Genomic DNA, 24,359 nt, shown 5'->3' with positions numbered 1-24,359 from the left:
TTACTCGTCAGGCCAGCCGCCCAGAACCGTCACGCGGTACTCCTGGTCGACCAGCCTGGCGGGTACGTCGAGTTGATGTAGCCAGTCGATGGCCGAACCGCCCATGCCGACCGCAACCCGACTGAATGCGGCGGCCTGGGCGCAGGAGGATGCAATCACCGACACCGTGCGCCACATCGGCGTCGCCGTCGATTCGCGGTGCAGTGGCTTGACGGTGCTGGCCGTGGCGATCCCGCAGTCGGACGGAAGTGCTACCTGGCAGGTCGGGTCGCCGGGCAGGTCTTGCACCTGAATCTGCCAGCCGTCTTCCGGCGCCGGGCCGGCAACCGCGATGTCCCCGCCGAGGCCGACCAGCACGCCACACCCGAGAAGAGTCGCAGTGGACGCGGCACAGTGGTCCGCTGAACTGGCGCGGGCCGTCGCGGACAGATCGAGAACGACGTCGTCCGGGCTGTACACGCGGTTGTTCTCGACGCGAATCTTCCACCAGGAGTGAGGGTCTGCCGACCCGGCCGTCGGCGTGAGTTTGCCGTCGGTCAGTCGTGCGACAGCCAACGCGTCTTCGAGGAAGTGCGCGAACATCGGGGTCACGGCGACGCCGTCGACGTTGCTCGCGGCGCTGACATAGGTACGAATCTCGGAGTCGGCACGATCTCGATTGGTGGCGGCGTCGGCAGCGGTGAGGTACCCGCGAACCAGGCTGGCCGCGGAGGGAAGGACTTCAGGGTCGGTGACGACGACCCGGGCCTGAACCCCCCACGTGAGCCACTCGGAGGCCGAGCGCGGAGTACTCACGAACCGTTGGAGACGGCGTCCGGGGTTCCGAATCCGGCGACCACGACGGGCCGCTTCGCTACGGGATTCTTGGTGTGAGAAGCCGACGTGTCCGGCGCGAGTGCCGTGGCAGTGGGAGAAGAAACGAGTGAAAGTCCGCCGCTTGCGAGTGCTCCCGCCACAGCCGTGGCTGCGAGGGCGAGGCGAACGGGTCGATACACCGTAGTGCGTCCCCGGGCGGGTCGTGGCCGATCGTCGCTCATGGACTCAGCTTGCACGCCGAACCTGAGAAAAGCCTTGGCGTCTGTAGTCATTTGCGTAACGCCCGCCGAGATAAATGAGACATTGGTTACAGGAGTCGCGAGACTGAGCCGTGTCGAATGCATGTTCGAAAGAGTAGATGTTCGCACCGACAAGTTTCGGGTACGACCACGTACATGGATTTTCAGAGGTTTATCGGAGGTTCGGATGGCAGTCGGTGTCCTGGCGATCGCTGTGTCGATCGGCACCGCACTGGGCGTGATGAGTGGAACTCTCGGAGCGCCCGCACAAGTCGAGAAGAACGAGTCTTCGAATGCTGCAGTCTCACTTGCAGCCTGGAACGGACCGGCACGAACTCAGGACACACCTGAGGGAATCGTGCCTTCCGTACCCTCCAACTTTCCGGGAGCGACATTGGCGCCCGTGGGAGCGGTGGCAGTGTTCGCGCCGTGGATCAAAAAGGCCGGTGCTCTGTGCTCGGAGATCACGCCCGCGGTGATCGCCTCGCTGTACTCGGTCGAGAACGGATTCAAGTACGGACCCGATACCGACATCTCACCGGAAGGTGGGCGCGGGCCTGGCCGCTTCACCACCGCAGCGTGGACGGCATACGGCAAGGACGGTGACGGCGACGGAAAGATGGACATCCTGGGCGTTGCCGATCCGGTGATGACAACCGGATACCGGTTGTGCGATCTCGTGAAGCAAGCGCAGTCCTGGCAGAAGTCCGGTGAGGTCGAGGGCGATACCGTCGACCTCGCGCTCGCTGCCTACGACGTCGGGCCGGACGCAGTTCGCGAAGCGGGCGGCGTTCCGGCAGACAAGTCGGGCGAGGTTCCTGCGGAGCAGGCGGTCGCCGCTCCGTTCGTCGCCCAGATCAAATCGTTGCAGGACTCGTTCGCCCTGATGCTTGCGCCCTTCGACTACAACAACCTCGCCGCAGCGGTGGGCGGCGTCGTCGAGGCCGGTCTGAAGTTTCTCGGATTGCCGTACGTGTGGGGTGGCGGAAACATCAACGGGCCGTCGATGGGCGGGTTCGACTGCTCGGGGCTGACGTCGTACGCGATCCACGCGGCCACCGGGGTGACTCTGCCCCGGACCTCGGAGACGCAGTGGGGTGTCGGCGTCGAGATCCCGCTGGATCAGGCGCAGCCCGGTGACCTGTTGTTCGGCAACTGGCAGGCAGGCGGCCCCGGCCACGTGGCGATCTACGTCGGCAACGGTCAGATGCTTCACGCACCCACGTTCGGCGACGTGGTGAAGGTCGGCCCGATCTTCGCCGGCATGAAGGCTCGCCGCGTGGTGTGAGTGGGCAGGAAACAGCGAGCGCCGACAGAGCAAGAAACGCCACCCGACCGAGTCGGGTGGCGCTTCTTTTCAGAGCTGGTACAGCCGATCAGCTGTGGTAAGGCTCCGCGCTCAGCAGCGTGACCTTCATGGTGCTGCCGTTGGGCAGGTTGTACTCACGCGTGTCGCCGACCTTGGCTTCGAGCAGCGCGCCGCCCAGCGGTGAGTTCGGCGAGTAGACCTCGAGCTTGGCGTCACGTGCGCCTTCTTCGCGGGTAGCGATCAGGAACGTCTCGGTGTCACTCTCGTCGCCGTCGTAGTAGACCTTGACTACGGATCCGGGCAGTGCGACACCGGACTGAGTGGGGGCCTCGCCGACCTTTGCGCTGTTCAGCAGCTCCTGGAGCTGGCGAATGCGGGCTTCCTGCTGACCCTGCTCTTCGCGGGCAGCGTGGTAGCCGCCGTTCTCCTTCAGGTCGCCCTCTTCGCGACGCTCGTTGATCTCGGCGGCGATGACCGGGCGATTGGCGATGAGCTGGTCGAGTTCGTTCTTGAGCCTGTCATGTGATTCCTGGGTAAGCCAGGTCACCTGGGTCTCGGTCATCTCGATCACTCCCTAGTAGTCGGAGCCGGGGGCTCCCTCGACGATCGCTGCAACAGCAGCGAACAACGACACAGAAGCACCACCAGGGATGCAACCTTGCCGTCAAACCTTGCGTCAATGCAGCAATACACGGTTCCACCCGGAACCGTGTATCGGGCAATTCTATCACGCATGACTACCCGCCCTGTCCGGCGTCAAACGTCCGGCAGGGTGGGTGCGTCCCGAGGTCAGCTCTTGGTCAGGTACTCCGGAACGTCGAAGCTGCAGCCGTAGACGTCGGCCATGCCTGGCGGCTGGGACGTCTTGACCTCGGTGTTGAACTCGAGGGTCTGATGTTCCGACGACGGGACGTAGACCTCACGTCGACCGGTTTCGGAGCCGTCCTTCGAGCGTGCGCGCACGATGCACATCGCTTCACGCGACGAGTCGTCGCGTGTGACGGTGAAACGGATCTTCACCGTGGAGTCGTTGGCGATGTCGAACGAGATGGTCTCGGTCTCGATTTCCTTGACCGCAAATTTTCCGTACGCGTAGTACGCGATTCCGCCGCCTACGACGATGACGAGAGCGGTCAGAGCCCACACCATCCACTTGCGGGGACTGCCCGTGCGAGTTGTGCTCGGGTACCGATCTTGGGGAAGCGGTTTGCTCATCACTCTGCTCTCGAAGACTCGAGTTCGCGTGTCGTGCAGCAACTGACTGTGTCCCGCCGGATTACCGAAGGGGTCACGGCTGCGCCAGGAACTCTCGGGTGGAACTATAGAGGACGTATCCCGTCGCGCCGTCGGTAGGTTTGTCGGCAGTCGGTACGTTTGACGGCAACGGCCCGGAGTAATCCGAGCGGTGCACAGCGTGTGATTCGAAGACTGCCGGTGACGGCTACAGGTGAACTGCCGGTGACGGCTACAGGTGAACTGCCGGCAACGGCTACAGGTGAAGTTGAGGTGAACGAACACGTGAGCGGATTCCGGCTCATGGCCGTCCATGCCCATCCCGACGACGAGTCGAGCAAGGGTGCGGCCACCACCGCCCGTTATGCAGCCGAAGGCCACGAAGTGATGGTCCTGACGCTCACCGGGGGTGAGCGTGGCGACATTCTCAACCCGGCCATGGACGTTCCCGGTGTCCGCGATCGAATCAGCGAAGTTCGCCAGGAGGAGATGGCCGAGGCCGCTCGCATCCTGGGCGTGAAGCAGCGCTGGCTCGGTTTCGTCGATTCCGGGCTTCCCGAGGGCGACCCTCTTCCGCCGCTGCCCGAAGGGTGCTTCGCCCTCGTTCCGCTCGAAGAGTCGACGCGCGCTCTGGTCAAGGTGATTCGCGAGTTCCGTCCCCACGTCGTCACGACGTACGACGAGAACGGCGGATACCCGCACCCGGATCACATCCGGTGCCACGAGGTGACGATGGCAGCCTACGAAGCCGCCGCCGATCCCGAGTACTTCCCCGAGGACGGTCAGCCGTGGGAAATCAAGAAGGTCTACTACTCGCACGGATTCATCCGTAAGCGCCTCGAACTCTTCCAGGAGGAGTACGAGCGTCGCGGTGAGCCGTTCCCGATGGCGGACTGGCTCAAGAAGTGGAAGACCGAACGCGGCGACATGATGGTCCGGGTGACCACTCAGGTCACGTGCGGCGACTACTTTCCCCAGCGTGACGATGCTCTGCGCGCACACGCGACGCAGATCGATCCCAACGGTTCGTTCTTCGCTGTGCCGCTCGACATTCAGCAGAAGATCTGGCCCACCGAGGAATTCGAGCTCGCCAAGACGCGGGTCACCACGTCCATTCCGGAAACCGACCTGTTCGCAGGTCTCGAAGAGGACGCTCAGAAGTGAATGCTCTGTCCGCCGAGGTAGTTCTCGGCACCACACAATTTCTTGCTCAGACCCCGAGTAATCCATCCGGCCCGGAGTTCGGAAAGTCGTCTCCGGTCGGCCTGCTGGTGATTCTTGCGCTGCTCATCGGTGTGATCCTCCTGGTTCGGTCGATGAACCGCCAGCTCAAGAAGCTGCCGGAGACGTTCGAACCGGATCATCCCGAACTCGATCAGCAGGCAGACGAAGGCACCGACCGGGGAGCTATCACTGCTCCGAGCCCGGCGGACCCCAACGTCTCTACCGAGAAGAAGCCCAAGCAAGAATCCTGAGACGAACGAGGTAGCGGCGATGGACCCACGGATGCGGAACAACCTGGGTGGGTCCTCGAGCCCTTACCTGCGTCAGCACGCCGACAATCCGGTCCACTGGCAACAGTGGGGCGAAGAAGCGATGGAGTGGGCGCGCGAGCGCAACGTGCCGATTCTCCTCTCGATCGGATACTCGGCGTGCCACTGGTGCCACGTCATGGCGCACGAGTCGTTCGAGAACGACGAGATCGCGGCCGTCATGAACGCGAACTTCGTCTGTGTGAAGGTGGACCGAGAAGAACGTCCCGACATCGACGCCGTCTACATGAATGCGACGGTTGCGATGACCGGCCAGGGCGGCTGGCCCATGACCTGTTTCCTGACTCCCGACGGTTCACCGTTCTACTGCGGCACGTACTACCCGCCGACGCCTCGCGGCGGAATGCCTTCGTTCACACAGCTTCTCGAAGCGATAGTCGACACCTTCACGAATCGGCGCGACGAGGTCGACAACGCGGCGCAGTCGATCGTCACGGAACTTCAGCGCGCGTCGGGCGGGATTCCGTACGGCGGAGCACCCATCGACGCCGAGCTGCTGAACGCGGCGGGCCGGTCGATCCTCGGCGACGAGGACGTCCCGCGCGGGGGATTCGGTGGGGCACCGAAGTTTCCACCGTCGGCACTACTGGAGGGGCTGCTCCGACAGTACGAGCGAACAGGTTCGGGCGAGATCCTCGGCGGCATCGAGCGCACCGCCGAAGCAATGGCACGTGGCGGGATCTACGACCAGTTGGGTGGCGGTTTCTCGCGGTACTCGGTCGATGCCGAGTGGGTGGTTCCGCACTTCGAGAAGATGCTCTACGACAATGCGCTGCTCCTGCGGTTCTACGCGCACTGGGCGCGGCGCACCGGATCGGACCTCGCCACTCGCGTCACCGAGGAGACCGCAAGGTTCCTGCTCTCCGATCTGCTGACCGAGAACGGTTGCTTCGCTTCGGCTCTCGATGCCGACACCGACGGCGTCGAAGGCCTCACGTACGTATGGACGCCGACGCAGCTGGTCGAGATTCTCGGCGCGGAGGACGGGCAGTGGGCGTCGGAGTTGTTCCGGGTCACCGATACCGGAACCTTCGAAGAGGGTGCGTCGGTACTGCAGTTGCTCCGTGACCCCGACGACTGGTCGCGCTGGCAGACGGTCTCCGACGCTCTCCGTGCCGCCCGGGCTCAGCGTCCACAGCCCGGCCGCGACGACAAGGTGGTGACGGCCTGGAACGGGTTGACCGTCACGGCCTTGACGGAAGCCGGACTTGCCCTGGACCGACCCGACTGGATCACCGCGGCGGCCGAGTGCGCAGGCGCTCTTCTCGACCTTCACCTGGTGGACGGTCACTTGCGTCGCGCTTCCCTCGGCGGGGCTGTCGGCGCCCCGACGGGCGTGCTCGAGGATTACGCAATGTTGGCCACCGGCCTCCTGGCTCTATACCAGGCAACGGGATTGGCGCGGTGGCTCGATGCGGCGCAGCAGTTGCTCGACGTCACTGTCGACCACTTCGCTGATCCGGCCGAGCCGGGAAGCTGGTTCGACACGGCCGATTTCGCGGAGTCGCTCGTGACTCGGCCCCGAGACCCGTTGGACGGCGCGACGCCGTCCGGTGCGTCGAGCGTCGCGGAGGCTCTGTTGACCGCAGCGGCGTTGACCGATGCCGAGCGTTCTTCTCGTTACGCCCAGGCCGCGGCGGACGCGCTGGCGAGGGCCACGCTGCCGCTCGAGCGTGCGCCTCGGTCGGCGGGGCACTGGCTCGCGGTGGCGGAAGCGTCGTTGCGTGGTCCGATACAGGTGGCCGTCGTCGGGGAAGGTTCGCTGTTGGCCGATGCCCGGCGGCTTGCCCCGGGTGGTGCAGTGGTTGTCGGCGGAGCGCCGGATTCTTCACCGCTGCTTGCAGATCGACCCCTCGTCGACGGAGGTGAAGCCGCGTACATCTGTCGGGGATTCGTGTGTGATCGGCCGGTGACGACGGTGGTGGAACTGGCGAGTCAGTTGAACACGACGAGCCATACCGCGATGTAGTGGCAGATCGCTGCGACGACCGTCGCGGCGTGGAAGAACTCGTGATGCCCGAACGTCGTGGGCCACGGGTTTGGCCATTTCGTCGCGTACAGAATTGCGCCGACGCTGTAGAAGATTCCGCCGACGAGCAGCAGCACCATAGGCGCCACACCGACCTGGTGCGTCAGTTCACCGACCACGGGAACGATCGCCCAACCGAGGAGCAGGTAGAGCGGGACTCCCACCCATTTCGGGGCGGTGGGCCAGAGCATCTTGAGTGCGACGCCGGCGAGCGCGCCTGCCCACACGATCGCGAGGATGATCTTGCCGGTGTGAGTCGGGAGGCCGAGCATGGCGAACGGTGTGTAGCTGCCGGCGATGAAGAGAAAGATCATCGAATGGTCCGCACGCTTCATCCACGTACGGCCCTTGACCGTCTGCCACTGGATGCGGTGATACGTCGCACTGATGCCGAAGAGGCCGCAGATCGTGACGCTGTAGATCGCGGTTGCCCAAGCCGCTTTGGCGCCGACCTGAGCGCCGGCTACGGAGACGAGAACGATGCCCGCGACGACGGAGACACCGAGCGCCCACAGATGGATCCAACCGCGCATGCGTGGTTTGACCGGAAGCTCGTCGAGCCCGAATGCCGTCATGTGCAACCCCTCTCGTTCCGTACTGTTGCAAACCGCGTAACCTACGGTACCGTAGGTTACGCATCAGTAGCATAACCTACCTGCGGGTTTTCGACGCGTACAAAAAGCGTGACGGCGCTCGCATGTGGCTGTCACTGCCGGGCGTAGTCTTTGACACCATGGTGATGTCACGGTGAATCTGCGCGGACTGCTGTACAGCATCTACGAGCGACGACTCCTCAGTCATCTCGACGGTCTCGCGCACCCACGGCACGTAGCCGTGATGTGTGACGGAAATCGGCGATGGGCTCGCGAGAACGGCTTCACCGATGTCAGTCACGGGCACCGCATGGGCGCGCTCAAAATTGCCGAATTGCTCGAGTGGTGCGACGCCGCCGGAATCGAGATGGCAACCATCTACCTGCTCTCGACCGAGAACCTGCGCCGCGAGCCGGAAGAGCTCGACACCCTCCTCGAAATCATCACCGACGTCGTCGAAGAGATCTCCGGACCCGGCAAGAACTGGAGTGTGCAGATCGTCGGTGCTCTCGATCTTCTGCCTCCCGAGCAGTCCAGGCGCTTGCGGGAAGCGGCGGCGGGGACGAGCGGCCGAACCGGGACACATGTCAACGTCGCGATCGGATACGGCGGGCGTCAGGAGATCGCCGACGCCGTCCAATCGCTCCTGCGCGACAAGATCGGTGCGGGCCTGAGCGGAGACGAACTGATCCAGGCCGTCACGGTCGACGGCATCGACGGGCATCTGTACACGTCGGGACAGCCCGATCCGGATCTGGTGATCCGCACCTCCGGCGAGCAGCGGCTCTCCGGATTCCTGTTGTGGCAGAGCGCCTATTCGGAGATCTGGTTCACCGAGGCGTACTGGCCCGAGTTCCGTCGAGTCGACTTTCTTCGAGCCTTGCGTGATTACGCGGCGCGCCACCGCCGGTTCGGCGCCTGAGCCGTCTCAGAGCTTGCGCAGTCGCAGCCGGTTGATCGTGTGATCGGCGTCCTTGCGCAGCACCAGGGTTGCGCGGGGGCGGGTGGGGAGAATGTTCTCCACCAGGTTCGGGTGGTTGATCGAGTTCCAGATCTCCTTCGCCGCGATGGTCGCGTCACGGTCGGAGAGGCCGGAGTAGTGGTGAAAGTGAGCGTTCGGATCGGCGAACGACGTGTTGCGTAGCGCGAGGAACCGCTGGATGTACCAGGCTTCGATGTCCTCGATGCGGGCGTCGACGTAGATCGAGAAGTCGAACAGATCGGAGACCATCAGACGCGGGCCGGTCTGCAGGACGTTGAGGCCCTCGATGATGAGGATGTCGGGCTGGCGGATCAGGTGGTACTGGCCCGGGATGATGTCGTACGACGTGTGCGAATAGACCGGCGCCGCTACCTCTTCCGCCCCGGACTTGACTTCGGTGACGAAGCGCAACAGCTTGCGGCGATCGTAGCTTTCGGGAAAACCCTTGCGGTGCATGATGCCCCGACGCTGGAGTTCCCTGGTCGGATAGAGGAATCCGTCCGTGGTGACGAGGTCGACGCGCGGATGGTGATCCCAGCGGGCCAGGAGAGCTTGCAGCACACGAGCAGTCGTGGATTTTCCGACCGCGACCGAACCGGCGACACCGATGACGAAGGGCACCTGACGATCGGGATGCTTCTCGCCGAGGAAGGTCGCGGTGGCCGCGAACAGTCGTTGGCGTGCCGCCACCTGCAGGTGGATCAGACGTGCGAGGGGGAGATAAACCTCGGCAACTTCTTCGAGATCGATCTGCTCGCCGAGACCACGCAGGCCGTACAACTCGTCCTCGGTCAACACCAGTGGCGTCGACTTACGCAGTGTCCGCCACTGCTTGCGGTCGAACTCGACGTAGGGACTCGATTCGTTGGTGCGCGCCATCAGCCCAGCTCACCGGCACGTAGTGAACCCGGGGCCCGGCGGACGAAACAGCTATGCGAGCAAGCCAGGCGCGTGTGCGCACGATCCGAGTGCATAGTCGGATTGTGCTCGGTGCCACGTCCGGGACTTTCGCCGGGTGGCATTCCGGAGCGAGCGACTAGGCTCGGTGGTTATGGATCCAGACACACTTGTTCGCCAATACCTGCTGCTCGGACTGGGTTTCGACCGTCTCGAAGACGGGTTCGTCGACGCGTTCACCGGTGACCCGGTGCTGCGTAAGCAGATCGAGAGCGCCCCGAAGCCCGATCCGCGTGAACTTGCCCGCACGGCACGTGAATTGCGGGGCGAGTTGGCCGGAAGTGGTCTGAATGCCGAACGCTCCCACTTCGTCGACGTACACCTTCGCGCTCTGGAATGCTCCGGGCGCAAGTTCGCGGGTGAGGACATCGGCTTCGTGGACGAGGTCGAGGCGTACTTCGACGTCCGAATCGAGAAGGGAAACGAGGACGCCTACAGCGACGCTCACCGGTTGATGGGTGAAGTTCTGCCCGGTCCGGGACCGCTGGCGCAGCGGGTGCAGGCCCATCGCAAGGCCGACGAGATCCCCGCGGCGAAACTGAACGAATGCGTCGAGGCAATGTCGAGTGCGCTGCGCGATCTGGTCCGCGGCACGTTCGGGCTTCCCGCGTCGGAAACCGTCGAATACGAAGTGGTGGGGGACAAGCCGTGGTCCGGCTTCAACTACTACCTCGGTGACTACCGCTCCAAGGTTGCGATCAATTCGGATCTGCCGCAGTTCATGGCCAACCTGCCGCGGCTGATCGCGCACGAGTCCTACCCCGGCCATCACACCGAGCATTGCCGTAAGGAAGCCGGTCTGGTCGGTTCGGGCCAGCTCGAGCAGACACTGTTCCTGGTCAACACGCCGCAGTGCATCATGGCCGAAGGCCTCGCGGATTTGGCGCTGGAAGCGATTGTCGGCCCGGACTGGGGTTTGTGGGCGCAGGACATCTACGCCGACCTCGGCTTGTCTTTCGACGGGGAAAAGGCGCAACGGCTCTCCGCCGCGTCGGGGCAACTGCTGAGTGTCCGGCAGGATGCGGCGCTGATGTTGCACGACGAGGGGCGCAGCCTCGACGACGTGGCGCTGTTCCTCGAACGGTGGTCGCTGTCGACGCCGGAACGCGCTCGCCAATCGCTCAAGTTCCTGTCTTCGCCGCTGTGGCGGGCATACACCAGCACGTATGTCGAGGGATACCGGCTGCTCGGGGGCTGGCTGGACGAGGTGCCGGTGGGCGCGGAGCGCACCGAACGCTTCCGCAGGCTGCTCGACGAGCCGCTGGTCCCCAGCTCTCTGCGTGCTGCCTAGTGCCGGGTGGAGACGGCGGGAGCGAACTTCGTAGACTGGACGCATTCGTTTCCGCATCCAGCTTGGAGATTCCTCGATGACCGCTGTGCCCGGCTCCGACGTCAACTCTGCATCACTCGCCGAACTCGACCCCGAAGTCGCCGAGGCGATGGCTGGTGAATTGGCTCGTCAGCGCGACACGCTCGAGATGATCGCGTCGGAAAACTTCGTTCCCCGCTCGGTCCTGCAGGCTCAGGGCAGCGTCCTGACCAACAAGTACGCCGAGGGCTACCCGGGACGTCGTTACTACGGCGGTTGCGAGCACGTCGACGTCATCGAGGATCTGGCGCGCAACCGTGCGAAGGAACTCTTCGGTGCAGAGTTCGCGAACGTTCAGCCGCACTCGGGCGCACAGGCCAACGCTGCTGTTCTGATGGCACTGATGAACCCGGGTGAGAAGCTGCTCGGCCTCGACCTTGCACACGGCGGTCACCTCACGCACGGCATGAAGCTCAACTTCTCCGGCAAGTTGTACGACGTCGCGTCCTACGGCGTCAGCAAGGAAGATCACCGCATCGACATGGACGAGGTGCGCTCGATCGCCCTCGCCGAGAAGCCGAAGGTCATCGTTGCCGGCTGGTCCGCGTACCCGCGTCAGCAGGACTTCGCGGCGTTCCGCGCGATCGCCGACGAGGTCGGGGCGTACCTGTGGGTGGACATGGCTCACTTCGCCGGACTGGTTGCGGCAGGACTGCACCCGTCGCCCGTCCCGTACGCAGACGTCGTCTCCTCGACCGTCCACAAGACCCTCGGTGGTCCGCGTTCGGGCCTGATCCTGGCGAAGAAAGAGTGGGCCAAGAAGCTCAACTCCGCTGTCTTCCCCGGTCAGCAGGGTGGACCGCTCATGCACGCCATCGCGGCCAAGGCAGTCACCTTCAAGATCGCTGCCGGTGAAGAGTTCAAGGATCGTCAGGCACGCACCCTTTCCGGTGCGCGCATCCTTGCCGAGCGTCTGGGCAACAAGGACGTCGCAGACCAGGGCATCAGCGTCCTGACCGGCGGCACTGACGTCCACCTCGTGCTCGTGGACCTGCGTAACTCGCAGCTCGACGGCCAGCAGGGTGAGGACCTTCTGCACGAAATCGGCATCACGGTCAACCGCAACGCTGTTCCGTTCGATCCCCGCCCGCCGATGACCACCTCCGGTCTGCGTATCGGTACCGCAGCGTTGGCCACTCGCGGATTCGGCGATGCCGAGTTCACCGAGGTCGCCGACATCATCGGTACCGCTCTGGCCGGCAACGCGGATCTGCCGGCGCTGCGTGCGCGCGTCGCCAAGCTCGCCCTCGACCTTCCGCTGTACGACGGTCTCGAGAACTGGGGCCTGCTCAGCAAGAACGTCTAGGAACTCCTTCACCGACGGCCCGGTCCCTTTCGAGGGGCCGGGCCGCTGGTTTTTTGCCAGTCGCGGATTGTGGCATCGGTCACATGACCGATGGTGGCCGAGTTCGGCGCTTCCTAGCCTGAGAGCATCACCCCTCCGGCGAAGGAAACCCCATGACCGAACAGAATCTGCATTGGCTCTCCGCTACCGAGATGGCGGCGTCGGTCGCGTCGAACAGTCTCTCGCCCAACGAGATTGCCGAAGCGATGATCCAGCGCGTCGACGCCGTCAATCCGTCGATCAACGCGATAGTCCAGTTCGATCGCGAGCAGGTGACGCGCGATGCGGCCGAACTCTCACGGCAACAGGAAGCGGGCGAGAAACTCGGCCCGCTGCACGGCGTTCCGTTCACGATCAAAGATCTGACGGCAGTCGACGGGCTGCCGACCACGTTCGGGATGAAGCCGATGGCCGACAACATCGCGACGGGAAATGCCGTCGTCGTGGACAGGCTGCGTGGCGCCGGCGGACTGTTCCTGGGAAAGACGAACACTCCCGAAAGTGGTTACTACGGTGGCACGGACAACCACCTGTACGGGCCGACGCACAACCCGTGGAAGCTCGGCAACAGCGCGGGCGGGTCCAGTGGCGGTGCGTCGGCTGCCGTGGCTGCAGGCCTCGGGCCACTCGCCGAGGGCAGTGACGGCGCGGGATCGGTGCGTATCCCGTCGGCGCTCTGCGGGGTCGTCGGGTTGAAGCCGACCACCGGCGTCATCCCGCAGACCATCCTGGCCGGGCGCTTCTACAACTGGGCGTATCACGGTCCGATCACCCGGACTGTTGCCGACAACGCGCTGATGCTCGACATCATGGCCGGGCCGGACAATGCGGACCCGCTCTCGATCGAGCGTGCCGAGACCTCGTACGTCGAAGCCTCGAAGGGCGACGTGAAGGGCCTTCGCGTGGCGTGGTCGCCGAATCTCGGTCTCGGCCATGTTGATCCGGAGGTGCTGGCGGTGTGTCTCGACGCGTTGTCGGCATTCGAGGAATTGGGTGCCCGGATCACCGAGGCGACCCCGCAGTGGGGAAATCCGTCGGAGTCGATGTGGAACGGCATCTGGGTTCCCGGTTTCGCTTCCGAATACGACTTGCTCGACTGGGAGAACCAGCGCGGCGAGGTCGACGACAACCTGATCGAGATCATGCACGAGGCCGAGCGGCTCACCGGTGTCGACGTCGGGCGGGCCGACGCATTCCGCGGCGTCATGTGGGACACGTGGACGACGTTCATGAACGACTACGACGTGTTGGTCTCGCCGACCCTGGCTTCGGCCACGTTCCCGCTCAGTCAGTTCGCGCCGTCGTGGCTCGAGGGTGCGTCGCTGCGTGAGCAGTTGCTCGATTGGCTCTTCACCTACCCGTACAACATGCTCAACAATCCGGCGATCACCGTGCCCGCCGGATTCACCGCCGACGGTCGACCGGTGGGGCTGCAGATCGCCGCACGTCACCGCCGGGACGCACTGGTCTTGCGGACTGCCGCGAACTTCGAAGCGGTGCGTCCGTGGGCGGACAAGAAGCCGGCCGATTCACTGGTCGTGGCCTAGCTCACACGATTGGCTAGATTGGTGTGATGACGTCTGTACTGCCTGATCGCGGCGCTGGACCTGACATGTTCGCGCCGCGATCGCCGGCGGCCGGGGCGTACGGCATTCTCGGCCTGTGCGCCGAAGAACTCCGCGCACGTGGACTCGCGTACTCGGCTGCGGCGGTCACGTACCGGGACCCGTCGAGCGGAAGGCATCGGGCTCTGGCGAGTTCCGGATACGACGCCAGGGTGCTCGAGTTCCTGCTCGAGGACTTCGTCGCCGATCGCAATCTCTTCGGCATCATTCGCGAGGCTTCGGGCGTGCCCGTGTTCTGGCAGGACGTGCCACGATTCGAGCAGGTCGAGATGGTCACCGATGTTCTGCGGCCGTCCGGGTACGCCGAGGGTGCCTCGGTCGCATTGGGGTTCTCCGGCCGTGAGGTGACCGGATTGCTGCACATGAGCTTCGCGGATTCCGGCGTCGTCGATCGCGTACGGGAGGTGGTGGCGGCGTCCAGCGCAGCCTGCTCGCGCGTCGTGGGGGACCAGGTGGCGCTCGATCGTGTCCATCTGAGCCCACGGGAGATTCAAGTACTGCAATTGGTGGCCAGGGGCGCGGGCAATGTCGAGATCGCCGAGGAGTTGTTCGTCAGCCGTCGCACCGTCGCCACCCATCTCGAGAACATCTTCGTCAAGACCGGAACCAATTCGCGGGTTCAGGCAGCGGTGCGCGCCGCCAAGTGGGGTCTGATCGAGTCCTGAGTGACGCCGAATCACACGAGTGGCATTTTGTTACCTGGCGTTCACCAGATGTGCGGCTCGTTCCGTGGCGCGAGTGTCCGATCCGCAGTACCGTCGGCAGTAACGAGTAACCAGAAGTTACTTGTGCGGGAGGTTCTGATCGTGACTGAAACACTCAGTACGAGAGGGCCGGCGCCCGGCCCTTGTTTCAGCTGACACAGCGTCACCTGACACCAGAGCCGTCCGGCCCAGCGAGCTGAGTTTGCGCGGGTGCCGCGCAGACCTAGGAGCCCAACGTGACTGCATCACGCTCCGTCTCTGCCCACTCGGCCCGGGCTGATCAATCAGCCGGGAATCATTCGGGAGATGCACTTCGCACGTACGTCTTGGATACCTCGGTACTACTGTCCGATCCATGGGCTGTCACTCGATTCGCCGAACACCACGTGGTACTCCCACTGGTCGTGATCAGTGAACTCGAAGGCAAACGGCACCACCACGAACTGGGATGGTTCGCCCGAGAATCGCTCCGCATGCTCGACGATCTCCGGATCGAATACAGCCGCCTCGACCGTCCGGTGCCGATCGGCACCGAGAACGGGACACTGCAGGTCGAACTCAATCACACCGACCCTGCGGTCCTGCCCGTCGGATTCCGCACGGACAGTAACGATTCGAGGATTCTGGCGTGTGCGCTGAATCTTGCTGCGGAGGGCAAGGATGTAGTCCTCGTCAGCAAGGACATTCCGCTTCGTGTGAAGGCAGGCGCGGTGGGACTACCTGCCGACGAGTACCACGCTCACGACGTCGTGCCCTCCGGATGGACGGGCATGACCGAGCTGGACGTCGCCTCGACGGACATCGACGAGCTGTTCAACGAGGGTTTCCTGGACCTCGACGAAGCGCGAGATCTGCCGTGTCACACGGGTCTTCGCCTGCTCGGTGGTTCGTCGAGCGCCCTCGGTCGGGTGACTCCCGACAAGCGCATCCAGTTGGTGCGCGGTGAGCGCGAGGCGTTCGGGTTGCACGGCCGCTCCGCCGAGCAGCGCATTGCGCTCGATCTCCTCATGGACGAGAGCATCGGCATCATCTCTCTCGGTGGTAAGGCGGGCACCGGTAAGTCGGCCTTGGCTCTGACGGCAGGTCTTGAAGCGGTTCTCGAGCGCCGCACTCAGCGCAAGGTTGTCGTCTTCCGTCCGTTGTATGCCGTTGGCGGACAAGAACTCGGCTACCTTCCCGGTAGTGAGAGCGAGAAGATGGGCCCGTGGGCTCAGGCCGTTTTCGACACTCTCGACGGGTTGGCCTCGCCAGAGGTTCTCGAGGAGGTTCTCGCCCGCGGAATGCTGGAAGTGTTGCCGCTGACGCATATTCGCGGTCGGTCGCTGCACGATTCGTTCGTGATCGTCGACGAAGCGCAGTCGCTCGAACGAAATGTTCTGCTGACAGTGCTTTCTCGTCTGGGAACCGGCTCGCGAGTGGTCCTCACGCACGACGTCGCGCAGCGTGACAACCTGCGAGTGGGCAGGCACGACGGAGTTGCGGCCGTCATCGAGAAGCTCAAGGGGCACCCGCTTTTTGCGCACATCACACTCACGCGCAGTGAGCGTTCGCCGATCGCCGAGTTGGTGACCGACATGCTCGAGGAGTTCGGCCCCACTTCCTGAGAAGTGATCTCCCCGTGCGGACTTCGGTCTGCACGGGGAGATGCCTGGGTTTGAAGTTGTTCAGTTTTGCAGCGGTCCCAGTTCGTTGTCGAGAACTTCCTGCACCACACGCATCGCCGCCAGTCCGGCCGGAGCGCCGCAATACGCGCTCGCGTGGATCACGGTTTCGACGATCTCGGTGCGCGTCAAGCCGTTTCGCAATGCCCCACGTACGTGGCCTTTGAGTTCGTTCTCGGCGCGCAGCGCGATCAGCATCCCCAGATTGATCAGACTGCGACTGCGGCGATCGAGTCCGGGACGCGTCCATACCGAACCCCAGACGTTGGCCGTCACGAAGTTCTGCAGTTCTTCGCTGTCCGTTCCCCGGGTGCGCTCGAAGGCGGCGTCGACGAAATCGGCCCCCATGACTTCGGTGCGCACAGCCAATCCGGCGTCGAAGGAGTCAGGCGTGGTGTTTTCGGACATGGCAGGTTCGCTCGCTTTCGGCAGGTGATTTCAGGCCGGAGCAAGCCTACTTCGTGTCCCGGTCCCGACGACTGCGCGGCCGACCGCGGTCACCACGCCCCACGCGACGTCTCGCAGACTGAAGTAGTCCCGCCAGACGCAGACCTTGCCGTCGCGCAGTTCGAAAGTTCCGCATACCCAGAACTCGATGCGCAGCGGTCCGACGGTGAGGATGTCGGTGCGTTCGGTGAGCACCGTGGACTCGTCGCCGACGATGTGGTGCATCTCCGCCTCGAATTTCAGTGAAGGCTTGGTGACCAGACGTAGCGCTCGCACGACGGTCTTCTTGCCTCGCAGGGTGGGGAGCGAGACGTTCTGCCAGACGATGTCGTCTGTCATCAATTCGGCTGCGGCGTCCACGTCGAAATCGGTGAGGGCCGCGAACATTGCGTTCACCGTGGCTGTCGAACTACTCATGGGGTGTCCTTGGCTGATTATTCGGCCGGTGTTGCCCGGATGAAGGTACCGAGATGATCGTGATCGAAGTACTCCAAGGTTAGCGAGTTTCCGTCGAAGGTGGCCTTCGAGACCGTCCCGGCCGGTGCGTTCTCGCCGCTGAGCGGGAACGTGAAGGTGTTTCCGTCCCAGTGGGTCAGAGGGTACGTCGCGGCCGCGGGACCCATGGTCAAGGTCAGCGCACCGTTCTGCTGCGTCACGAGCGCGGGACCCCAGTACGGATTGCCGTAGTCGCCGGTCAATTGGTCTGTCGGTGGCGCGGGAGCGGGGGAGGCCGGCGGCGTCTTCCCGGCAAGTTCGCCCTCAGGGTCGGCCTGTGAGGCAAAGGACGCTTCGTACAGCGGGCGCCACTCGCGGGTGATCTTCCCGAACTGCACCAGATCGGCGAATTCGGCGGTCAAGGTCTCTGCGACGCCGGTGGGCGTGCCGTTGGTCAGAACGACTATGCCGACGTCAGCGGAGGGAATCGTCACGAAATTGGTCCCGGCACCGAGCAGGAAGGCGCCGGAGTGGCTGGCGGTCACACGGCCTGCCGCGCTGTCGGAAACGTTGAACCCGTAGCCGTAGAAGCCGGAGCGTTCCCCGATTTCCTGCGCATGGCGCGAGACGATTTCCGGGTTGACTGCGGGCACGAGCGCATCCGTCTGAACGACCTGCTGCCCCTGATACCGACCGCCAGACAGCACCATGTCCAACCACTTGGCCATGTCGTTCACCGAGGAGCTGACTCCACCGGCGGGGGATTGGGCGTCGGCGTCCCGAACCGGCCCTACCTTGTACTTTCCGTCTTCGAGGATATGGCCGACTGTTCGATTTTCTCGGGCTTGGTAATCGGCAAACCGCGAAGACGTCGAAGTCATACCGAGCGGACCGTAGATCGTGTTCTGCGACAGCGTTTCCCAATCGGTGCCCGCCGCGGCTGCAACGGCCTCCGCACCGGCTGTGACGCCGAAGTTCGTGTACTCGTATGTGATTCGGAATGGATTGAGCGGTAGTTGGCGAAGTTTTTCGAGTACCTGGGCCCGGTTGTAGCCCAGGTCCTCCAGCCCGTCGCCGGCGTGGTCCGGTAACCCCGACCGATGCGTGTAGAGATCGGAGATCGTGAGGTGGTCGGTCACCCACGGATCGGCAAGCGCAAACCCCGGCAGTTTCGATATCACCGGAGTGTCCCAGTCGACGGTCCCGATTCCGACTTCGTGGGCGACCACCGTGGCCCCGACCGATTTCGACACCGATGCCAGTTGGAACACGGTGTCGGCATCGACGGTGGCGCTCTTACCCAACTCGCGAACCCCGAATCCCTTTGCGTACACAGTCTTACCTCCGTGCACCACGGCCACCGCCATGCCGGGAACACCGGAACTTGCCATGAGATCGTTCGCGAGGTCGTCGAGCTTCCCGACCGCGTCGTCGATTTGCCCGTCCGGGATCGGCACCCCGGCGTCGAGACCCGGGCTGGCGTCGCTGACGACCGGCCCGGGCGCCGAGGTGGTGTCTGAATCGGACGAGCATCCGGCGAGCAGGGCGACCGTCAGTACTACCGGAACCGCCGCTGCCGACAGTCGCGAGCTGTTTCTACTGGTGATGGACACGAGATTCTCCCTAGCAGGGTTGTCGTCGGTACCACTCGGTCAATCCAGTATCGGGGAACGGCGGGCTGATATTGGGACAAATCGGGAAACCTTGTAGCTACTTCGGGGTCTTGGTTGTCAGACTGCCGAGAATGGAGCCTTCCGTGACCGGCTTCCAAGGGAGCAACAACGCGACCAGCAGAGCGGTGATCAATGCTGCTCCGACCGTGAAGTACGACGCGATGGCGAAGCCTTCCAGGCATGCGGTCTTCATCGTGTAGATCAGACTGTCCTTCTGCTGCTCGAAGAGCGGACTGATGTCGCGGGAGCGGATTTCGATGACGCTGAGCACGGACTCACGAGCGAAGCCTTTCTCCTGCGCCGACATCACGGCGTCGGGAATGGCGTCGACGATCGGAGCCACCTTGGACGTGTAGTACGAGGCGACGATCGAACCGATGACGGCGACGCCCAGGGTCCCGCCGAGCTCACGCGTCGTGTCGTTGACTGCCGAACCTGCCCCCGCTTCGTCGAGGGGCACCGAGGACATGATGGAGTCGGTCGCCGGTCCCTGGACAATTGCGAGGCCCAGACCCATGAGGACCATCGAGATCACGACGGGTCCGAGGTAGGGCGTCTCGACGGTCGTCCGACCCGCCAGGTACATCCCGCCGCTGAGTACCAGGAGGCCGAACACCATCACTGCAGTCGTGCCGAGTTTCTGTGCCGCCAAGGTGGCGACTGGGGCGCCCACGGCGACAGCTGCAGCGAAAGGCAAAGAGTGGATGCCGAATTCGAGCGGCGAGTACTCCCGAACGCCCTGGAAGTACTGCGTGATCAGGAACAAGAATCCGAACATGCTGAAGTAGCTGACAGCAATAGCCAAGGCGGGGAAAGAAAACCGCCGGATTCGGAAGAGATTCATGTTCAGGATCGGCGCGTCGGTGCGCAGTTCCCATGCGACGAATGCGGCCAACAACACTGTCGCAGAGAGGTATCCCGTGATGCTGAATGTCGACACCCATCCGCGATGTGGTGCGTCGATGATGGTCCACACCAGAATGACGATGCCCAGTAGCGACAAGATTGTTCCGACGAAATCGAATCGGCCGACGTGGAGCGCCTTCGATTCCGGAACAACCAGCAGCACACCCACGATGACCAACAATGCTGCCGGAACGTTCATCCAGAACACCGAGTGCCAGGAGAAGTGCTCGAGAAGCCAGCCGCCCGCAGTCGGGCCGATGGCAATCGCGAAGCCGGCCATTGCGGTCCAGGCCGCGATGGCGATGGCTCGTTCTCTGGCGTCGGTGAAGATGTTGGTGATCATGGCCAATGTAGCCGGAAAGACCGCTGCGGCAAAGACACCCATGGCGGCTCGCGCCATGATCACCTGTTCGAGGTTGGAAGCCAAGGCGCCGACGAGCGACATCGCACCGACGCCGATCAAGCCGATGATCATCACTCGGCGGCGTCCGAAGCGGTCACCCAGGTGGCCGAAAGTGAGTAGGAACCCGGCGAAGGTCAACGTGTACGCGTCGACGATCCACTGCAGGTCGCTGACGCTGGCGAACAAGTCGACGCTCATCGTCGGCAGTGCGACGTTGACCACTGTGTTGTCCAGCACGACAAGGAGTTCGGCGAGGCAGATGAAGATCAGCGCAGTGAATCGACGTGACTTGGTCATCATGGGCGCCGAGGGCGCCGGTGCAAGTGTGTGAGACATGTTTGTACGCCATCTCTGCTCCTGCGCGGACGGCAGCAGCGGTTGGAAGAAAGAGGGTTGGTCAGCTCGGGGCCGAGACCAGAGCCTTGAGGTGAGCGCCGATGCGATCGAGAGGCGCCGTGGTGTGCTGAGCTTTTGCCATCAGCGTCGCGCCTTCGATTGACGCGATCACGACGGTTGCCCACTGTGCTGCAGTCTCGGACGGCTGTCCCTGCTGCCAGAAGAACGATGTGAGAAGCGATTCCCACGAGGTGAAGGATTCGCCCGCAGCAGTTAATGCCGCCGGCGTCGACGCGCCCTCCACTGCCGCGGCTGCGACCGGACAGGAGGAGGTGAAATCGCTCTCTACCAAGCTGTTTCGAAATATCGTGACAACCGCGTCGATGATCTCCGGTGGGGAAGACTGAGCGATCATCGAACTGATGGCGGCACTGACGCCCCGGCCGAAGTAGGCAACTGCTTCGCCGGCCAGCTGTCCTTTGCCCTCGGGAAAGTAGTGGTACACCGACCCGCGGGGAGCTCCCGAGCGTTCGACGATCTCGGTGAGCGAGGTCGTCGCGATCCCGTGTTCACGGAAGGCATTGATGGCGCCGACCAGCATCAGAGTGCGGGAATCGGAGTCGGCCATCCCGCCATCGTATGCAATCGCAGTGCTGTTCGAATCATCTGGTGCCGCTGATTCTCTTGGTACTCCCCACTTGCGACGCGCTGCGGCGATCGGACAACGCGTCTGCGGGCCGGTCATGGCAACGAGGCGTCTCGAGGTGTGTTCATCACTGCCTCCCAGTATGTCGATCGGTATAGGAACGAATCTGAGACTAGATGTAACTGACAGACACAGTCAAGTGTTGTGTGCAGGTGGTGGGTATCGACGGAGATTCTTGGTGGCAAAACTCCCCGAACAGTGGTTATATCGTGCGGTATAGAGCTGTTGCTTCGAGCACCAGCTTCGGAGGAGAGGAAACGACATGCCGGTACCGACGTCAGTTGCACGAAAACGAAGAATCGAAGTCGCAGTCGGGAAGTATTTCGCCAATCCGCTGGTCACCGGATTGAATCGGATCGGTTTGATGCCGTCGTTGATGACCGAGATCGAGACGGTTGGACGCCGAACCGGTCTGACCCGCCGAGTGCCCGTTGCGATCACCTACGACGGTGACGAGGCGTGGGTCATTGCGCAGCATGGCACCGGCACGGGGTGGGGTGCCAATATCTCTGCGACGCCGAAGGTTCGGATCCGTCGCCGCGGCGAGTGGGTGGACGGACAGGCCCAGATCATGCCGGACGACGACGTGCCGGCGCGGGTGAAGACATTTGCGTCGGGGAAGATCAGATCGGCGCTGACGGCCTCTGCCTTTCGCGGATTGCAGACCGACCCGGTCAGTGTTCGCATCAAACTCGCACTCGATTCGTCAACCGATTGAATCAACGGGAGTTGAAATGGCCGGTGCGGAATGACCCGGTGCGTTCTCGTCGTTGACGAATGCAGCGGTGGCGCGATCGGCACTGCACACGACGAAGGAGCAGGGTCATGCGCATCGGAATCATCGGAGCCGGTCAGATCGGTGGCACGCTCACACGTAGGCTCGCTGCGCTCGGTCACGACGTGCGCGTCTCGAACTCGCGGACACCGGACACGCTTGCAGAACTGGAAGCCGAGACGGGTGCGAAGGCAGTCCGCAGCACCGAGGCCGCCGAGGGTGCCGAGCTGGTCATCGTGAGCATTCCGCAGAAGAACGTGGTTGATCTACCGGCGGGGATTCTCAGCGGTGCGGTCGCCGGTGCCCCGGTCATCGAGACCAACAACTACTACCCGCAACAGCGTGACGGTCTGATCGCCGCCATCGAGGACGGACAGACCGAAAGCGGATGGGTGCAGGAACACCTGGGTGTACCGGTGTTCAAGGCGTTCAACGGAATCTGGTGGAAGCATCTCCTAGAGAAGGGCCTTCCCGAAGGTGCAGAGGGGCGCATTGCGCTACCCGTCGCCGGCGACGACGACGCGAACAAGCAGGTCGTCTTCGATCTGATCAATCAGTTGGGCTTCGATCCCGTCGATGCGGGAACGATCGACGATTCCTGGCGTCAGCAGCCGGGAACTCCCGTGTACGGCAAGGATTTCGATCGCGAAGCGACGCTGAAAGCATTGGCCGAGGCGAGCCCCGATCGCACCGACGAGTGGCGGGCAACCACTACGGTGTAGGGAAAAGAGTGGCGGTTTCCGAAGTGGAAACCGCCACTCTGTTGTTTGTTCAGTCCTTGACCTTCGCCATCGCCAGAACGTCGAGACGCTTGTCGAGTTCTTCCTCGCTCAGCTTGTCCGGGACGAGTCCGCGCTCGATGACGACCTGACGGATCGTCTTCTTCTCCTTGAGTGCCTGCTTCGCGACGGCTGCGGCTTCCTCGTAACCGATTGCCGAGTTGAGGGGCGTCACGATCGACGGCGACGATTCGGCGAGTGTCTTGAGGTGCTCCTCGTGCGCGACCAGTCCGCTCACGCACTTGTCGGCGAACAGTCGAGAGACGTTGGCCAGTAAGGTGAACGACTCCAGCAGGTTGCGAGCCATGACCGGGATGTAGACGTTGAGTTCGAAAGCTCCGGCTGCGCCACCCCACGCGATGGCGGCGTCGTTTCCGATCACCTGAGCCGCAACCTGAGTAGTTGCCTCGGGCAGGACCGGGTTCACCTTTCCGGGCATGATCGAGCTACCCGGCTGCAGATCGGGGAGTGCGATCTCGCCGAGCCCGGTCAGCGGACCCGATCCCATCCACCGAATGTCGTTGGCAATCTTCGTCAGTGAGACGGCGATGGTCCGCAGCGCGCCCGATGCCTCGACCAGTCCGTCACGCGCGGCCTGCGCTTCGAAGCTGTTCTTCGCCGGAGTCAGCGCGTCGACACCGGTCGACTTGACCAGTTCGGCAACAACTTTGGGGCCGAATCCATCCGGAGCATTGAGACCGGTGCCGACTGCTGTTCCGCCGATCGGCAGCTCGCCGAGGCGGGGGAGTGTTGCGTTGACGCGCTCGATGCCGGCCTCGATCTGACGTGCGTAGCCGCCGAACTCCTGACCGAGCGTGACCGGCACAGCGTCCATCAGATGGGTGCGTCCGGATTTGACGACGGTCTTCCACTCGGTCGCCTTCGTGGCAAGCGCAGCATGCAGATGTTCCAGTGCCGGAACAAGATCGGTGACCGCTGCTTCGGTAGCTGCGACATGCGTGGCGGTGGGGAAGGTGTCGTTGGAGGACTGCGACATGTTGACGTGATCATTGGGATGTACGTCCACACCGGCGGCCTTCGCGATGGATGCGATGACCTCGTTGGCGTTCATGTTCGAACTGGTTCCCGAGCCGGTCTGGAAGACGTCGATGGGGAACTGATCGTCGTGCTTGCCTTCGGCGATCTCGTTCGCGGCGGCGATGATTGCGTCGGCCTTGTCCGCGTCGAGGAGTCCGAGGTCCTTGTTGACCTGCGCACACGCTGCTTTCAGCAAGCCCATCGCGCGGATCTGGGTGCGCTCGAGCGGGCGCCCGCTGATCGGGAAGTTCTCGACTGCACGCTGGGTCTGTGCTCGCCACAGTGCGTCGATGGGCACCCGAACTTCGCCCATGGTGTCGTGTTCGATTCGGAACTGTTGATCGTTGCTCTCCGTCATGGCTCCACATTGCCACTTTTCGAGAGCGGGTAGGGGACTACGTCCCCCCGTGAGCGGTTAAGGAGCGCAGGGACTCCCTAACCGCTCA

The 24,359-nt window shown here is 63.5% G+C and carries 24 protein-coding genes; 12 read left to right on the top strand and 12 right to left on the bottom strand.

The window, feature by feature from the left end; all coding sequences use genetic code 11:
* Positions 1–795: an FAD:protein FMN transferase gene (locus P0M12_RS03380; RefSeq protein WP_003943281.1), complete on the bottom strand. Its 795-nt coding sequence runs from the start codon at positions 793–795 to the stop codon at positions 1–3.
* A complete protein-coding gene (locus P0M12_RS03375; RefSeq protein WP_153211881.1) occupies positions 792–1,037 on the bottom strand; it encodes a hypothetical protein in 246 nt (81 codons plus the stop codon). Before P0M12_RS03375 ends, P0M12_RS03380 begins: the two co-directional genes overlap by 4 nt.
* Positions 1,038–1,242: 205 nt before the next feature.
* Here P0M12_RS03375 and P0M12_RS03370 point away from each other — a divergent pair, with 205 nt between their 5' ends.
* Positions 1,243–2,343 (top strand): C40 family peptidase, encoded by a 1,101-nt coding sequence (locus P0M12_RS03370; RefSeq protein WP_003943296.1) that lies wholly within the window; start codon positions 1,243–1,245, stop codon positions 2,341–2,343.
* Between the two features lie 88 nt (positions 2,344–2,431).
* Here the strand turns inward: P0M12_RS03370 and greA are convergent, their stop codons facing one another.
* Entirely contained in the window at positions 2,432–2,926 is a 495-nt protein-coding gene (greA, locus tag P0M12_RS03365) for a transcription elongation factor GreA (protein WP_007726385.1), read from the bottom strand.
* A gap of 227 nt (positions 2,927–3,153) precedes the next feature.
* Positions 3,154–3,579 carry a DUF4307 domain-containing protein gene (locus P0M12_RS03360; protein ID WP_007726384.1) on the bottom strand — a complete coding sequence of 142 codons (426 nt, stop codon included), beginning with the start codon at positions 3,577–3,579 and terminating at the stop codon, positions 3,154–3,156.
* Positions 3,580–3,882: 303 nt separating this feature from the next.
* Here P0M12_RS03360 and mca point away from each other — a divergent pair, with 303 nt between their 5' ends.
* From mca to P0M12_RS03345, 3 genes are read left to right on the top strand one after another with little or no spacing between them, the layout of a single operon-like run.
* Positions 3,883–4,761, top strand: coding sequence for a mycothiol conjugate amidase Mca (gene mca, locus P0M12_RS03355; RefSeq protein ID WP_007726383.1), 879 nt, complete (start codon positions 3,883–3,885; stop codon positions 4,759–4,761).
* On the top strand, positions 4,758–5,072 hold the full coding sequence (locus P0M12_RS03350) for a hypothetical protein (RefSeq protein ID WP_003943283.1): 315 nt from the start codon (positions 4,758–4,760) through the stop codon (positions 5,070–5,072). The genes mca and P0M12_RS03350 overlap by 4 nt, the downstream gene beginning before the upstream one ends.
* A 19-nt stretch (positions 5,073–5,091) precedes the next feature.
* Positions 5,092–7,119 (top strand): thioredoxin domain-containing protein, encoded by a 2,028-nt coding sequence (locus tag P0M12_RS03345; protein ID WP_065351211.1) that lies wholly within the window; start codon positions 5,092–5,094, stop codon positions 7,117–7,119.
* Here the strand turns inward: P0M12_RS03345 and P0M12_RS03340 are convergent.
* Positions 7,086–7,754, bottom strand: a complete 669-nt coding sequence (locus tag P0M12_RS03340; protein WP_003945269.1) for a hemolysin III family protein — start codon at positions 7,752–7,754, stop codon at positions 7,086–7,088. The two genes, P0M12_RS03345 and P0M12_RS03340, sit on opposite strands and share 34 nt — an antisense overlap.
* Positions 7,755–7,926: 172 nt before the next feature.
* Between P0M12_RS03340 and P0M12_RS03335 the strand changes: the two genes are divergently transcribed.
* A complete protein-coding gene (locus P0M12_RS03335; RefSeq protein WP_003945211.1) occupies positions 7,927–8,694 on the top strand; it encodes an isoprenyl transferase in 768 nt (255 codons plus the stop codon).
* 6 nt (positions 8,695–8,700) lie between these two features.
* Here the strand turns inward: P0M12_RS03335 and coaA are convergent, their stop codons facing one another.
* Positions 8,701–9,633 (bottom strand): type I pantothenate kinase, encoded by a 933-nt coding sequence (gene coaA, locus P0M12_RS03330; protein WP_003945270.1) that lies wholly within the window; start codon positions 9,631–9,633, stop codon positions 8,701–8,703.
* Positions 9,634–9,805: 172 nt separating this feature from the next.
* Between coaA and P0M12_RS03325 the strand changes: the two genes are divergently transcribed.
* From P0M12_RS03325 to P0M12_RS03305, 5 genes are all read left to right on the top strand, one after another.
* On the top strand, positions 9,806–11,002 hold the full coding sequence (locus tag P0M12_RS03325; protein ID WP_116058058.1) for a DUF885 domain-containing protein: 1,197 nt from the start codon (positions 9,806–9,808) through the stop codon (positions 11,000–11,002).
* Positions 11,003–11,078: 76 nt separating this feature from the next.
* On the top strand, positions 11,079–12,386 hold the full coding sequence (gene glyA, locus P0M12_RS03320; RefSeq protein ID WP_003945195.1) for a serine hydroxymethyltransferase: 1,308 nt from the start codon (positions 11,079–11,081) through the stop codon (positions 12,384–12,386).
* A 152-nt stretch (positions 12,387–12,538) separates the two neighbouring features.
* Complete coding sequence (locus tag P0M12_RS03315; protein ID WP_054832061.1) at positions 12,539–13,972, top strand: amidase family protein; 1,434 nt, start codon at positions 12,539–12,541, stop codon at positions 13,970–13,972.
* Between the two features lie 26 nt (positions 13,973–13,998).
* Positions 13,999–14,715 carry a LuxR family transcriptional regulator gene (locus P0M12_RS03310; protein ID WP_030536254.1) on the top strand — a complete coding sequence of 239 codons (717 nt, stop codon included), beginning with the start codon at positions 13,999–14,001 and terminating at the stop codon, positions 14,713–14,715.
* Positions 14,716–14,990: 275 nt separating this feature from the next.
* Positions 14,991–16,358, top strand: a complete 1,368-nt coding sequence (locus tag P0M12_RS03305; RefSeq protein ID WP_007726365.1) for a PhoH family protein — start codon at positions 14,991–14,993, stop codon at positions 16,356–16,358.
* A 60-nt stretch (positions 16,359–16,418) separates the two neighbouring features.
* On the opposite strand, the gene P0M12_RS03300 is transcribed toward P0M12_RS03305, so the two are convergent.
* The 5 genes from P0M12_RS03300 to P0M12_RS03280 all read right to left on the bottom strand — a co-directional run bounded on the left by P0M12_RS03300 (position 16,419) and on the right by P0M12_RS03280 (position 21,243).
* A complete protein-coding gene (locus P0M12_RS03300; RefSeq protein WP_003945227.1) occupies positions 16,419–16,823 on the bottom strand; it encodes a carboxymuconolactone decarboxylase family protein in 405 nt (134 codons plus the stop codon).
* Between the two features lie 30 nt (positions 16,824–16,853).
* Positions 16,854–17,279: a limonene-1,2-epoxide hydrolase family protein gene (locus P0M12_RS03295; RefSeq protein WP_007726363.1), complete on the bottom strand. Its 426-nt coding sequence runs from the start codon at positions 17,277–17,279 to the stop codon at positions 16,854–16,856.
* Between the two features lie 17 nt (positions 17,280–17,296).
* The gene (locus P0M12_RS03290) at positions 17,297–18,910 is read right to left on the bottom strand and encodes a serine hydrolase (protein WP_050656894.1); all 1,614 of its coding nucleotides are present in this window, start codon (positions 18,908–18,910) and stop codon (positions 17,297–17,299) included.
* Between the two features lie 97 nt (positions 18,911–19,007).
* A complete protein-coding gene (locus tag P0M12_RS03285; protein WP_050656893.1) occupies positions 19,008–20,579 on the bottom strand; it encodes an MFS transporter in 1,572 nt (523 codons plus the stop codon).
* Between the two features lie 97 nt (positions 20,580–20,676).
* Entirely contained in the window at positions 20,677–21,243 is a 567-nt protein-coding gene (locus P0M12_RS03280; RefSeq protein ID WP_003945239.1) for a TetR/AcrR family transcriptional regulator, read from the bottom strand.
* A gap of 340 nt (positions 21,244–21,583) precedes the next feature.
* Between P0M12_RS03280 and P0M12_RS03275 the strand changes: the two genes are divergently transcribed.
* Positions 21,584–22,039 carry a nitroreductase family deazaflavin-dependent oxidoreductase gene (locus P0M12_RS03275; RefSeq protein WP_042920867.1) on the top strand — a complete coding sequence of 152 codons (456 nt, stop codon included), beginning with the start codon at positions 21,584–21,586 and terminating at the stop codon, positions 22,037–22,039.
* Positions 22,040–22,098: 59 nt separating this feature from the next.
* On the top strand, positions 22,099–22,818 hold the full coding sequence (locus tag P0M12_RS03270; protein ID WP_076948324.1) for an NAD(P)-binding domain-containing protein: 720 nt from the start codon (positions 22,099–22,101) through the stop codon (positions 22,816–22,818).
* A gap of 49 nt (positions 22,819–22,867) precedes the next feature.
* On the opposite strand, the gene P0M12_RS03265 is transcribed toward P0M12_RS03270, so the two are convergent.
* Positions 22,868–24,271, bottom strand: coding sequence for a class II fumarate hydratase (locus P0M12_RS03265; protein WP_003945220.1), 1,404 nt, complete (start codon positions 24,269–24,271; stop codon positions 22,868–22,870).
* Positions 24,272–24,359 lie beyond the last annotated feature (88 nt).

It is taken from the genome of Rhodococcus sp. RCBS9 (genome assembly GCF_029457415.1).
GTDB lineage: Bacteria > Actinomycetota > Actinomycetes > Mycobacteriales > Mycobacteriaceae > Rhodococcus_F > Rhodococcus_F qingshengii.
Note: the sequence above shows the minus strand (reverse complement) of the source record. Positions and strands in the feature narration are given on the sequence as shown.

What these genes read in the sequence shown, in the direction of transcription:
- P0M12_RS03375 (WP_153211881.1), bottom strand. Translation starts at nt 1,037, where the DNA reads ATGAGCGACGATCGGCCACGACCCGCCCGGGGACGCACTACGGTGTAT.
- P0M12_RS03370 (WP_003943296.1), top strand. Translation starts at nt 1,243, where the DNA reads ATGGCAGTCGGTGTCCTGGCGATCGCTGTGTCGATCGGCACCGCACTG.
- greA (WP_007726385.1), bottom strand. Translation starts at nt 2,926, where the DNA reads ATGACCGAGACCCAGGTGACCTGGCTTACCCAGGAATCACATGACAGG.
- P0M12_RS03360 (WP_007726384.1), bottom strand. Translation starts at nt 3,579, where the DNA reads ATGAGCAAACCGCTTCCCCAAGATCGGTACCCGAGCACAACTCGCACG.
- P0M12_RS03345 (WP_065351211.1), top strand. Translation starts at nt 5,092, where the DNA reads ATGGACCCACGGATGCGGAACAACCTGGGTGGGTCCTCGAGCCCTTAC.
- P0M12_RS03340 (WP_003945269.1), bottom strand. Translation starts at nt 7,754, where the DNA reads ATGACGGCATTCGGGCTCGACGAGCTTCCGGTCAAACCACGCATGCGC.
- coaA (WP_003945270.1), bottom strand. Translation starts at nt 9,633, where the DNA reads ATGGCGCGCACCAACGAATCGAGTCCCTACGTCGAGTTCGACCGCAAG.
- P0M12_RS03325 (WP_116058058.1), top strand. Translation starts at nt 9,806, where the DNA reads ATGGATCCAGACACACTTGTTCGCCAATACCTGCTGCTCGGACTGGGT.
- glyA (WP_003945195.1), top strand. Translation starts at nt 11,079, where the DNA reads ATGACCGCTGTGCCCGGCTCCGACGTCAACTCTGCATCACTCGCCGAA.
- P0M12_RS03315 (WP_054832061.1), top strand. Translation starts at nt 12,539, where the DNA reads ATGACCGAACAGAATCTGCATTGGCTCTCCGCTACCGAGATGGCGGCG.
- P0M12_RS03310 (WP_030536254.1), top strand. Translation starts at nt 13,999, where the DNA reads ATGACGTCTGTACTGCCTGATCGCGGCGCTGGACCTGACATGTTCGCG.
- P0M12_RS03300 (WP_003945227.1), bottom strand. Translation starts at nt 16,823, where the DNA reads ATGTCCGAAAACACCACGCCTGACTCCTTCGACGCCGGATTGGCTGTG.
- P0M12_RS03295 (WP_007726363.1), bottom strand. Translation starts at nt 17,279, where the DNA reads ATGAGTAGTTCGACAGCCACGGTGAACGCAATGTTCGCGGCCCTCACC.
- P0M12_RS03285 (WP_050656893.1), bottom strand. Translation starts at nt 20,579, where the DNA reads ATGATGACCAAGTCACGTCGATTCACTGCGCTGATCTTCATCTGCCTC.
- P0M12_RS03280 (WP_003945239.1), bottom strand. Translation starts at nt 21,243, where the DNA reads ATGGCCGACTCCGATTCCCGCACTCTGATGCTGGTCGGCGCCATCAAT.
- P0M12_RS03275 (WP_042920867.1), top strand. Translation starts at nt 21,584, where the DNA reads ATGCCGGTACCGACGTCAGTTGCACGAAAACGAAGAATCGAAGTCGCA.
- P0M12_RS03270 (WP_076948324.1), top strand. Translation starts at nt 22,099, where the DNA reads ATGCAGCGGTGGCGCGATCGGCACTGCACACGACGAAGGAGCAGGGTC.
- P0M12_RS03265 (WP_003945220.1), bottom strand. Translation starts at nt 24,271, where the DNA reads ATGACGGAGAGCAACGATCAACAGTTCCGAATCGAACACGACACCATG.